This window comes from Pseudomonas sp. MDT1-16, assembly GCF_054898115.1.
In genome coordinates this window covers 3,164,923-3,177,022 of the sequence record NZ_CM142717.1, presented here as the reverse complement: position 1 = coordinate 3,177,022, position 12,100 = coordinate 3,164,923, and the positions used below count along the sequence as shown (strand labels likewise).

Below are 12,100 nucleotides of genomic sequence, written 5' to 3'. Positions count from 1 at the left end.
CCGCAACCAACCAATTCCTTTGCCCTGCGCCTCATTCGGTCGCGGGGCTTTTTTTGTCTGCTCGCCACGTCCCCCCAACACCGGGTTTGACTCACAGCCCTGCCTGACCGAAGCTGGCAACCTTGCAACAGCTTGCCAGCTCCTGGATTCCTGCATGCCCCAGTCCCGTCGCTACCTGCTCATCAGCCTCTGTGTCCTGTTTGCCATAGGCCTTGCCTGGTTTTTCCTGCGCAGCACCACCCCCGCAGTGCCGGAGGCGATCAAGCGTGGCTACAGCGAAGCGCTGAACCAGGCGCGCGCAGGCCAACCGGGTGCAGCGCGGGTTCTCTACCAGCAACTGGGCCGCTCTGATATATCGGCCAAACGCCGCGTCTGGTTGCATGCCGAACTGCCCAACTACCCCAGCTCCGTGGCGCTGAAACTGGCCGATGCGGACTTGCAGCATGAATCGCCAGACGTGCGCATTGCGGCGATCAAAAGCATCAGCGGTCTGGTGCCCAGCGGTCAGCGCAGTCTGCTGCTGGGCCCGTTACTCGATGACAGCGAACAGCGCGTCCGCTATGCCGCCGTCAACGCCTTGTTGGGGCTTTCTCCGGACGATCTCGGTTTGTATTTCGGGCCGCTGGAGCAAGCCATCGATGCCTGGGAACAGGATCTGAAGCGTCAGCCGGAGAGCGCCGACAACCACTATCAATTGGCTCGACTGCATCTGCACAACGCCGAATTGAAAGAGGCGCGGCAAGCACTGGAGAACACCTTGCGTCTTGCGCCCGGCAATCTGCCGGCGCTGGTGATGCAGATCGAAGTGCTGGATCGACAGGGCCAAAACGATGCCGCCCGGCAGCTGTTGGCCAAGCAGCTGAAGGCTCAACCCGATTCAGCCTACCTGCAACATGCCCTGGGGCTCTGGTTGCTGCATCACGGGCAAAGTGAATTCGCCCTGCTCGGCCTTTCCAAAGCCGTGGAGCTGGAGCCGGATAACAAGGAATACCGTTACGACCTGGCTACCACGCTTCACGATGAACAGGAGCTGGAAGCGGCGCAAAAACAGTTGCAGGAGATCGTCCAGCGCCACCCGGCCGACCGCAAGGCCCGGGTATTGCTGATCAACTACTGGAAGGAAAGCGGACAGCTGCAAAACGTGCAGATTCTGTTGGCGCAACTTGAACAACTCAATCCCGACGACCCTGCGTTGCAGCAAGGGCTTTAACAACAGCAAAAAATCTCGTTGAACTCGTCGTCTCGGCCAAGGGTCAAGTGAGCAGGCAGTCCATTCAGGCTTACGGCCTGCTGCCTCGCTTCCCCTAGTCATGAGAGGGCATTTTTTGTCTACATCTAACGAGTTGATCAGTGCAAAAGCCGCCACCGGCATCGAAGGTCTGGATGACATCCTGGTCGGTGGATTGTCCCGCGGCCATGTGTTTTTACTGGAGGGTGAGCCCGGAACCGGCAAAACCACCGTCGCTTTGCATTTCCTGTTGGCCGGCGCTCGTGCCGGCGAACGCTCGTTGTACATCACCTTGTCGGAAACCGAGCGCGAGCTGCGGCAGGGAGCGTTGTCCCACGGCTGGGAGTTGGATGAGAACATCCACATCTTCGAACTGACACCCCCGGAAAACCTGCTCAATGCCGAGCATCAACAGAGTTTGTTGTATTCCTCGGACCTTGAACTGGGCGAAGCCACCCAGCAGATTTTCGAAGTGGTCGAACGGGTCAAGCCTACCCGCGTGGTGCTCGACAGTCTTTCCGAGATCCGTCTGCTGGCCCAAAGCTCGCTGCGCTACCGTCGCCAGATCCTCGCGATCAAACATTACTTCGTGCACTATGACGCCACGGTGGTGTTGCTGGACGACCTGACCACCGAATCCCTCGATAAAACCGTACACAGTGTGGCCCACGGCGTCATTCGCCTTGAGGAACTGACCCCCCACTATGGCGCCGAGCGTCGACGGATGCGCGTGTTGAAATACCGCGGCCAGAAATACCGTGGCGGTTATCACGACTTCACCATCATGGGTGATGGCGTGCATGTATTTCCGCGCCTGGTGGCCGCCGAACATCGCGGTTGCTATGTCCGCCAGCAATTGTCCAGCGGCATCACAGCAATGGACGCCCTGCTCGGCGGCGGTATCGAGACCGGGTCCAGCACGCTGATCCTTGGCCCGGCCGGTACCGGCAAATCGCTGATCTCGATGATCTTCGCCGCTGCCGCCGTGGCCCGTGGCGAAAAAGCCGCGCTGTTCATTTTCGACGAAGAGCTCGGGTTACTGATCGAGCGCATGAAGAACATCGGCATCGACCTCAAGGCGCTGCAAGACACTGGCAACCTGCTGATCGAGCAAGTCGACGCGGCCGAGTTGTCTCCCGGAGAGTTTTCCTACCGGGTTCGTCGCTGCGTCGATGAGGGCAATATCAAGACCGTGGTGATCGACAGCATCAACGGCTATCAGGCGGCGATGCCCGAAGAAAGCGCGCTGGTGCTGCACATGCACGAGCTACTGCTGTACCTCAATCGCCAGGGTGCCGCGACCTTCATGACGGTCGCTCAGCATGGACTGGTCGGTGACATGCAAGCCCCCGTCGACATCACTTATCTGGCCGATACGGTCATCCTGTTGCGCTACTTCGAGGCACTGGGCAAGGTTCGCCGGGCGATCTCGATCATCAAGAAACGCACGGGCAGCCATGAGTCAACCATTCGTGAATACCGCATCAGCGCTCAGGGCATCACCATTGGTGAACCACTGGATGCGTTTCAGGGGGTGTTGAGCGGCGTCCCTACTTATCTGGGTGCCAGCAAACCCTTGCTTCAGGAAGAAAGCCCGTGATTGCCAAGGAAGCAATGTCCGAGCGCGCGATCATTCTCGCGCCGCTGGGTCGCGACAGCCAAATTGCGCTGATGATGCTCAACGAAGCGGGTTACGACGGGGTGATTACTCGAGATCTGGTGGCGTTGTGCCGCGAACTGGAGCAAGGAGCAGGATTGCTCCTGATCTCTTCCGAGGCCTTGTCGGGGGGTGATCTTGAACCGCTGTTCGGTCTGATCGAGCAACAGCCGGCCTGGTCCGACCTTCCCATTGTTTTGATGACCTACCATGGCGGCCCGGAACAAAACCCGGCGTCGCGCTACGGCCCTCAGTTGGGGAACGTGACCTTTCTTGAGCGCCCTTTTCACCCGGTTACATTGATCAGCCTGGTGACCACCGCGTTGCGCGGACGCCGACGACAGTACGAAGCCAGGGACCGGCTGATCGATTTGAGTCAAAGCGAGCTGCGATTGCAAAACACCCTCGAAACGCTTGAACAGCAGGTCGAGGAACGCACCGCCCAGCTACGACACAATGAAGAAGCCCTGCGCCAATCGCAGAAAATGGAAGCGGTCGGCCAGCTCACCGGCGGTATTGCCCACGACTTCAACAACATGCTGACCGGCATCATCGGCAGCCTTGAGCTGTTACGCCGGCGTCTGGCCCGTGGGCGCACCGACGATCTGGACAGCCTTATCGACCTGGGTGTGACTTCAGCCAACCGCGCGGCAGGCCTGACCCACCGCCTGCTGGCGTTTTCCCGGCGTCAGTCGCTGGACTCCAAACCTGTGGAGATGAACGCACTGGTGGTTTCCATGGGCGAACTGCTGCAACGCAGCATCAACGAAAGCATTCAGCTGGACATGCAACTGAACGAGCAACTCTGGGTGGCCGAGGCCGACCCCAACCAACTGGAAAGCGCCCTGCTCAATCTGGTGATCAATGCCCGGGATGCGATGCCCGACGGCGGCAAACTGGTGGTAAAGACCAGCAATCAACATCTTGACATTGAGTTCACCGAGGCCCAGAGCAACCTTCAACCGGGTGATTATGTGGTGCTGAGCGTCACGGACACCGGGTGTGGCATGCCGCAAAGCACCATCAACCGAGCCTTTGACCCGTTCTTTACCACCAAGCCAATCGGTCAAGGCACAGGCCTTGGACTGTCGATGATTTATGGTTTCAGCAAACAATCGCGCGGCCACGTCGCCATTCACAGTGAAGTGGGCGAAGGCACCACGGTGAGTCTGTTTCTGCCACGTTTCGGCGGTGACGTGCCCCCGGACAGCCCTATAGGCGTTCAGCACGCCCCCGTCGCACAGAACGGCGAAACGGTGCTGATCGTCGAGGATGATCCGGCGGTGCGCGTGTTGGTCAGCACGGTCTTGAGTGAGCTGGGTTATGCCCTCGTCGAGGCAGGCGATGCCGACAGCGCGGTGCCGATTCTTGATTCCGCGCAGCGTATTGATCTGTTGATCAGCGACGTCGGGTTACCGGGCATGAATGGCCGGCAACTGGCGGAAATCGGCCGGCAGTACCGGCCCGAGCTCAAGGTGTTGTTCATCACCGGGTATGCCGAGCACGCGGCGGTGCGCGGCGGGTTCCTTGACCCAGGCATGCAGATGATTACCAAGCCTTTCACCTTCGACCTGTTGACGGCGAAGGTAAGGGAGATGATTCGGGTCTAATGCGTTATCCGGAAAATCACGCTACTGACCAAACGGCACAACCGCTCAGCATAGACCGCGACTTTAAGCCTGTCAGCTGTCAACTCTGTCAGCTATTCAGTGTAGTTCTTCCTTGATTAAATCTCCTCTGAAGTCCGCAGCAAGGCCTCTGTTGAGGTGCTCTGCGCCCGATTGCCACGCGCAGGTCACAAGGGAGGGATAGGCAATGAAGGAAATCATCGCGCTGATACTGATGGTTGCTTTGGCTGGCTGTCAGGTTCGAGAGGAACAACAAGGTGCGGGGAGCACTTTGCCAACCCGCAGCGCTACCGCCAATGGCGCGGCGGTTGCGGGCGAACTGACCAGACGTTATCAAGACACCCGCGCCGATTGCGGCCAGGCCTCGATGCCGGCGTTTCTGTGCTCAGGCATTGTGCTGCGCTCGACGGTGCCATCCACGCAATACTCAAGTTGGAATCCCAGCCCGCATTCGCAGCAGAGTGGTGGTGTGTCGTTCTCGTTTCTGCGCAAGGATTCGAAATTCAGGGATCTGGTGTTGGGCCAGATCAACGGGCTTATTTTCTATCCGGTTCTTTCCTACCCGCCTGGCATCCGGCAGATCGAGGTGCTGTGCAGCTACCCCATCGACGGCTGGAGTCAGCTTCGAGACAAGCCGGGGTGCGGCGGTCACCCCTATTACCCTTTGGAAAGCCGGCGTTGCCAAACTTTGAGCATCACGACGGCCGAACGATGGATGGCACATTGGAAAAGCGCCCCTGTTCCGTCGAATGCCCAGGCTTATCAATGCAGTTTTGACGTGCGTGACGCCATGAACCACCTGGCGGCCGACTCCTTTTACCAATCCATACGCACGAGGAATATGCTCGGCGCAAGTTGGTTCCCTCAACAAAACGAACTGATCCTGGCGACCTGGCCGCAGAATATCCCTCAAGAATTGCCCATCGAGGCGTTCTTCTATCTCTACACCCCGGGCGGCCTGGCAGGTGCACAACATGATCAGAGGGATTTCTACAATAAAAGTGGCGGCATAGTGAAACCGATCGTGCAGCTTATACTGCCCGCGAAGCCTGCTGCCGATGCGACGTTCACGTATGTACCCGGGGATCAAGTCGTGCCCTGACGGCGAGAACGTTGACTGTTGATCAACGCCTAGAATCAAGACAGCATTTCCTGCATAAGCTCTTGCAGTACATCCAGATCGAACGGCTTGGCCAGGATCGGCGCCTTACGGGTGATCGGGCTGTCCGTCTCGCGGATCTCCTGCGGATAACCGCTGATAAAGATCACCTTGAGCTCCGGTCGCAGCTTCACGGCAGGTTCAGCAATCTGGACGCCAGAAATTCCGCCCGGCAGGCGGAAGTCGGTGATCATCATGTCCAGGTGGGGTTTGCTCGACAGAATTTCGAAGGCCTGCTCGCCGTTTTCGGCTTGCAATACCCGGTAGCCCTCACCCGACAGATAGGCCGATAGCACCATCAAAATCGAGGGGTCATCTTCGACGATCAATACGACGTCTTGTGCATCTTCACTCATGGGAAGCCTTTGTTCGGTCAATAGCTGCTGATACGACCGTGGGGTCGATCAGAGGTTGCGTTTATCGGGCTGTTTTCCTACAGCGGCAGACAAACGCGAAACAAGGCGCCTTCGCCAATCCGGCTTTCGACGGTAATGGAACCGGCATGGGCGGCCACAATCTGCTCGGAAATAAACAATCCAAGGCCCAACCCCGCGACAGCGTGTTTGGCCGTGACTCGTTCGAACTGCTGGAAAATACGCTTCTGGTTCTCTTCGCTGATGCCGATCCCAAGATCGCGCACGTCCACCCGACCCTGACCGCTCTCACTGTACACCTTAACGGTGATCGGACTCTTGGCGCCGTATCGTAGAGCATTGGTCATCAAGTTGGAGATCACCTGTTCAATGCGAAATTCGTCCCAGTTGCCCACCACCGGTTGCTCGGCGTCGAGCGTTACCGAGCACTCGGCAGCAGTGATCTGCGGGGCGAAGTTCTGCAACAAGCCGCGAACCAGCGCCGACAGATCGAAGCGCGTCGGTCGTATCGACAACTTGCCGGTACGAATTCGCGACACATCGAGCATGTCTTCGATCAGGCGAATCAGGCTTTTGATCTGCCGCTCGTCGCGATCGACCATCGCGTGCATTTTGTCCAGAGCGAACGCCGCAGCGTTATCCCGAGCCAGGTGCATCTTGCGCAACTGGGTTTCGAGGATCAGGCCATTGAGCGGCGTGCGGACTTCATGAGCAACGATGGACATGAAGTCATCGCGCATGCGCACCGCTTGCTCCAGTTCCAGCCGGGTACTTTGTAACTGCGTGAGCAGCGCTTCCTGCTCACGGCGACTCTGCTCCAGCTCTTCGACCTGCTGTTTCATCGCCTTGCTTTGGCGAAACAGTTCGACGAACACATTGACCTTGCTCTTGACCGCGTGGATATCCAGCGGCTTGTAGAGGAAATCCACGGCACCGCTTTCGTAGCCCTTGAACGAGTAGTTCAGCTCACGGCCGGCCGCACTGACGAACACGATCGGGATGTTCTTGGTCTTTTCCGTGCCGCGCATCAGCTCGGCCAGCTCAAAGCCGTTCATCCCGGGCATCTGCACGTCGAGAATGGCCATGGCGAATTCGTGTTGCAGCAACAGCGACAAGGCTTCGTCGGCGGACAAGGCTTTGTAGACGATACGGTCTTCGCGCCTGATCAGCGCTTCGAGCGCCAACAGGTTCTCCGGCAGATCGTCGACGATCAGCAGTTTGGCTTGGATAGTACTTAACATGCGATTCGTTCCAGCTCGACAAGCAGACGGCCGATGCCGCGTAAAGGGAGGATAGGGTCTGGCTGGTGCATATCCAGTGCAGCTTGGGGCATGGTTGCAACCTGAGCTTCGTCCGGGTCCTGGACGATGGCCATGCCGCCACGGTATTTGACCTGGGCCAGACCGCTGGCGCCATCGCGGTTGGCGCCGGTCAACAACACTGCGGCCAGGGCTGAACCGTAGGCATCGGCAGCGTGAAGCCTTCTCGCAGTGGGCTGAGAATATTCAGCAGCGCCTCTACACCGCCGGCCGAGGCGCCGATCACGATAGCCTCTATAGAAGGCAAATCCGCTGCACTGTTCATGATTTGCGGTAAATCCGTTCTTGTTTGACCAACGGTTCGAACTGGTTCCCGTAGGCAGAAAAATCCGGTGTTTCCTTGCTGCCCAACACCAGAATTCCACGATGGCAAAGGGATTCCCGGAACAAACCAAAAGCACGATCCTGAAGCTTTTTATTGAAATAAATCAAAACATTACGACACGAAATTAATTGAGTTTCTGAGAAAACACTGTCGGTCGCCAGGCTGTGATCGGCGAAGGTCACGTTCTCACACAACGTCTTGTCGAAAATGGCGTAACCGTAGGCCGCCGTGTAGTAGTCGGCGAACGAACGCTGGCCACCTGCCTGCTGGTAGTTATGAGTGTAGGCGCGGACATTCTCCATGGAGAAAATCCCTTGCTTGGCTTTATCCAGCGAGCGTGGATTGATGTCGGTGGCGTAGATGATGGTGCGATCGAGCAAGCCTTCTTCGCGCAGCAGAATGGCCATCGAATAGACCTCTTCCCCCGTGCTGCAACCGGCGATCCAGATCTTGATCGAGGGGTAAGTCTTGAGCAGTGGCACCACTTCCTGACGGATCGCCAGGAAATGCGAAGGGTCGCGAAACATTTCGCTGACCGGGATCGTCAGCAATTGCAGCAATTGCATGAACGCCGTCGGGTCGTGCAGGACCTTTTCCTGCAACGCCGAAATAGTGGCGCACTCGAACTGGCTCAACGCGTGATTGACACGACGCTTGATCGAAGCGCCGGAGTAGTCGCGAAAGTCATAGCTGTATTTGAGGTAGATCGCCTCGATCAACAAGCGCAATTCGATTTCGCTATTTCGCTCCACTGAATAAATGCGTTCCATTAAATGCGTTCCATCTTCGGCAACCACACGCGAATTAGCGAGAACAGGCGATCCAGGTCGATGGGCTTGGCCAGGTAATCATTGGAGCCCGCTTGCAGGCAGCGCTCCTGATCGTCCTTCATGGCCTTGGCCGTCACCGCAATGATCGGCAGCTTGCGCCAGCGCGGGTCCTTGCGGATCTCGATGGTGGCTTCGTAGCCATCCATCTCCGGCATCATCACGTCCATCAACACCAGATCGATGTCCTCGACTTCATTAAGCTTTTCAATCGCTTCACGGCCGTTTCGACCAATGACCACGACTGCACCCTTTTGCTCCAGGGCACTGGTGAGGGCGAAGATGTTGCGTACATCGTCGTCCACCAGCAATACCTTGCGCCCCTCGAAAACCTTGTCGCGGCTGCGCGCGGTCTTGAGCATCCTCTGCCGCTCATGGGACAACCTGGATTCGACTTTGTGCAGAAAGAGTGTCACCTCATCCAGCAAACGCTCGGGCGAGCGCGCCCCCTTGATGATGATCGAGCGCGAATACTTGCGCAGCTCGGCCTCTTCGTCTCGGGTCAGGTTGCGTGCGGTGTAGACGATCACCGGTGGGAACGAGCAGATATCTTCGGTGGACATGCGCTTGAGCAGGTCGTTGCCGAGCATGTCCGGCAGCTTCAAGTCGATGATCATGCAGTCGAAAATCGTCGTTCGCAGCAAGTTCAGGGCATCCTGTGCCAAGCCAACGGCAGTGATCTCGATATCATCGTCGCCGATCAGCCGGGCAATGCTGTCGCGCTGCAAATCATCGTCTTCGACCAGCAGGATGCGTTTGACCTTCTGGGTCAGCTTGGCTTCAAGACGGGCAAACACATCTTTGAGTTCTTCGCGAGTGGTCGGCTTGACTGCATACCCGATGGCGCCCATGTGCATCGCGGCCTCGACCCGGTCTTCCACCGAAATCACATGCACCGGAATGTGCCGGGTTTCAGCGTGCTCCTTCAGGCGTTGCAACACAGTCAACCCGGAATGATCCGGCAGACGCATGTCCAGCAGAATGGCGTCGGGGATGAACTCTACGGCCAGGTCGTAGCCTTCGTCGGCACCGTGGGCCACCAGGCACTGATAACCCAGTTCATGCGCCAGGTCGTAAAGGATATGCGCAAAGTTCGGCTCGTCTTCCACCACCAGAATGCACCGAGTGGCGAATGGCGCCTGGGTGCGATCGTCGTCGAAACGCGGGATATCAACGTCGGCAATCAGCGGCACCCGCGCGGCGGTCGGCATTCTCGGCGCAATGGCCACCGGCGTGGCTCTCATCGGCTCGACCGGCTCTTCGCCCGGTTCAACGTATTGCTGCGGCAAAACCAGCGTGAACACACTGCCCTGCCCAGGCTCGCTGGTGACACTGATGGAACCGCCCAGCAAGGTGGCCAAGTCACGGGAAATCGACAAGCCCAGGCCGGTACCGCCGTAACGGCGATTGGTGGTGCCATCGGCCTGGCGGAAGGCTTCGAAAATGCTGTCCTGCTGATCCTCGGCAATGCCAATCCCCGAATCGCGAATGATGAAAGCGATACCGTCGCCGGGCTGGCTGGCGACTGTCAGGCTGACGGTGCCTTTTTCGGTGAATTTCACCGCGTTGGACAGCAGGTTCTTGATGACCTGCTCCAGGCGCTGGCGGTCGGTGAAGATCATCATCGGCGCACCGGCCTGCACCTCGACCTGGAAATCCAGCTTCTTGTCGGCAGCCAATGGCTGGAACATCCCGCGCAAGCCATCCACCAGACGCGCGACACTGGTGTTCTCCGGTCGTATCTCAAGCTTGCCGGCCTCGACCTTGGAAATGTCGAGAATGTCGTTGATCAAGTTGAGCAAATCATTGCCGGCAGAGTAGATCGACTCAGCAAACTTGACCTGCTCGGCGCTGAGGTTTTCCTGAGGGTTTTCCGCCAGTAACTTGGCCAGGATCAACGAGCTGTTCAGCGGCGTGCGCAACTCGTGGGACATGTTGGCGAGGAATTCAGACTTGTACTTGCTCGAGCGCTGCAACTCTTCGGCGCGTTCTTCGAGCTGGGTCTGGGCCTGATTGAGCTCGGTGTTCTTCAGGTCCATCGCGTCGCGCTGCTCGGCCAGGATCCCGGCCTGCTCGGCGAGCTGTTCATTGGTTTGTTCAAGCTCTACCTGTTGGGTTTCCAGATTCGCCTGGGACTCCTTGAGAATCCGCGACTGTTCTTCCAGCTCTTCGTTGGCGGTCTTGAGTTCTTCCTGCTGAACTTGCAGCTCTTCATTGAGCTGCTGGGTTTCGGCCAGCACCTCCTGTAAGCGCTGGCGATAGCGAGCGGCCTCGATGGACGTGCCGATGTTGCCGGCAATCAGTTCAAGCAATTCGACATCGCGGTCAGTCAGCGGGCGCAAGAAGCCCAGTTCGATCACACCGTTGACCCGATCGTCGTCACTGGTCGGCACGACCAGCACGCTATGCGGCAGACCTTCGCCCAGGCCGGAGCTGACCTTGAAGTAATCGCTCGGTACGTTATCGAGACGGATCAAGCGCGCCTGGCTCGCTACCTGGCCGACAATGCCTTCATCGCTGTAAATCTGCTGATCAAGTGCTTCCTGCTCGCGGGAGAAACCGTAGGATGCAGTGCGTTTGAGGCCACCGTGTTCTTCACGAACATACATAGCCGCCACGGCCGTGCCAAGGTACTGCGCACAAAATTGCAAAATGTTGCGGCCCAGCAGATTAAGCGACAGTTGCCCCAACACTTGCTCGGCCAGTTCGGTCTGGCCATTGCGCAACCAGGCCTGCTGTTCCAGACGATGGGCGCTGGCCTCTTGCGCAGTGAGGTTGGCGCTGTAAATCTGCGAAAGGTTGAGCAAATCCCGACGGCCAATGTAGGCCAGCAATGCGCTGATACCGGCGATGAACAACAGATAAAGGCTGATGCTCCAGATCGTGGTGCGGCGCACGTCCTCGTTACGTGTGGTGCGCAACTGCTGCTCCATGGCGATCACGTCTTCGAATTGCTTGCGGATCTCATCGGTCAGCCGCTTGCCGCGCCCAGCCTTGACCGCGCCGCGGTAATCGCCGCTGGCACGTTGCAAATCGATCATTGTTATTGCGTAAGTGGCCCACTCATCCTGCAAGGCCTGGAGTCGGTGCAGGCGGTCGGTCTGCACCGGGTTGTCCGCAGTCAGTTCGAGCAAGGTGTTGAGGGAGACAATGATTCGCGGCTTGGCCGTCTCGTAAGGTTCAAGGAACTGCTCGTTGCCTGTGAGCAGGAAGCCGCGCATACCGGTTTCCAGATCGACGGTCAGCTTGATCGCTTCATTGGCGTTATTGATCACCCGGTCGGTGTGCTCGACCCACTGGATCACCGACAACAGGTAAGTGATCAGCGAGACAAAGAACACTGCACTGAGCACGCCGACACCCAACGGCAGGCTGACGTTGCGGCTCAGGAGTTTACGGAATCGTTGCTCATCAACCGAAGACGCGGATGTCATGGGGGAGCCTTGTCGAACTGTCGAAAACCACGGAGTTTGCCCCAAAAGTGGCACATTGATCCAATTTTCTGACACCTTTTCGCGCAAAATCCTACATTCCACTGCTCCGGCGCGAAGGAGCGGTTATCCTTGCCGGCACGCGTGCGGCT

General features: G+C 58.0%; 8 protein-coding genes and 1 pseudogene. 4 read left to right on the top strand and 5 right to left on the bottom strand.

Annotation, left to right across the window (positions count from 1 at the left end):
- Positions 1-154 precede the first annotated feature (154 nt).
- The 4 genes from ACYZT3_RS14470 to ACYZT3_RS14455 all read left to right on the top strand — a co-directional run bounded on the left by ACYZT3_RS14470 (position 155) and on the right by ACYZT3_RS14455 (position 5,615).
- The gene (locus tag ACYZT3_RS14470) at positions 155-1,210 is read left to right on the top strand and encodes a tetratricopeptide repeat protein (protein WP_282377952.1); all 1,056 of its coding nucleotides are present in this window, start codon (positions 155-157) and stop codon (positions 1,208-1,210) included.
- Positions 1,211-1,325: 115 nt separating this feature from the next.
- The gene (locus ACYZT3_RS14465) at positions 1,326-2,828 is read left to right on the top strand and encodes an ATPase domain-containing protein (protein ID WP_462030147.1); all 1,503 of its coding nucleotides are present in this window, start codon (positions 1,326-1,328) and stop codon (positions 2,826-2,828) included.
- Positions 2,829-2,842: 14 nt separating this feature from the next.
- A complete protein-coding gene (locus tag ACYZT3_RS14460; protein WP_462032370.1) occupies positions 2,843-4,495 on the top strand; it encodes an ATP-binding protein in 1,653 nt (550 codons plus the stop codon).
- A gap of 205 nt (positions 4,496-4,700) precedes the next feature.
- On the top strand, positions 4,701-5,615 hold the full coding sequence (locus tag ACYZT3_RS14455) for a halovibrin HvnA (RefSeq protein ID WP_282377948.1): 915 nt from the start codon (positions 4,701-4,703) through the stop codon (positions 5,613-5,615).
- 35 nt (positions 5,616-5,650) lie between these two features.
- Here ACYZT3_RS14455 and ACYZT3_RS14450 read toward each other — a convergent pair whose 3' ends face one another.
- The 5 genes and pseudogenes from ACYZT3_RS14450 to ACYZT3_RS14430 form a co-directional block, all read right to left on the bottom strand.
- Entirely contained in the window at positions 5,651-6,028 is a 378-nt protein-coding gene (locus tag ACYZT3_RS14450) for a response regulator (RefSeq protein WP_008146959.1), read from the bottom strand.
- A 77-nt stretch (positions 6,029-6,105) separates the two neighbouring features.
- A complete protein-coding gene (locus ACYZT3_RS14445) occupies positions 6,106-7,287 on the bottom strand; it encodes a hybrid sensor histidine kinase/response regulator (protein ID WP_282377931.1) in 1,182 nt (393 codons plus the stop codon).
- Positions 7,281-7,630, bottom strand: a pseudogene (locus ACYZT3_RS14440) (chemotaxis protein CheB). Before ACYZT3_RS14440 ends, ACYZT3_RS14445 begins: the two are co-directional and overlap by 7 nt.
- Positions 7,627-8,460, bottom strand: coding sequence for a CheR family methyltransferase (locus ACYZT3_RS14435; protein WP_462030146.1), 834 nt, complete (start codon positions 8,458-8,460; stop codon positions 7,627-7,629). Before ACYZT3_RS14435 ends, ACYZT3_RS14440 begins: the two are co-directional and overlap by 4 nt.
- Positions 8,460-11,951, bottom strand: coding sequence for a response regulator (locus ACYZT3_RS14430; protein WP_462030145.1), 3,492 nt, complete (start codon positions 11,949-11,951; stop codon positions 8,460-8,462). Before ACYZT3_RS14430 ends, ACYZT3_RS14435 begins: the two co-directional genes overlap by 1 nt.
- Positions 11,952-12,100 lie beyond the last annotated feature (149 nt).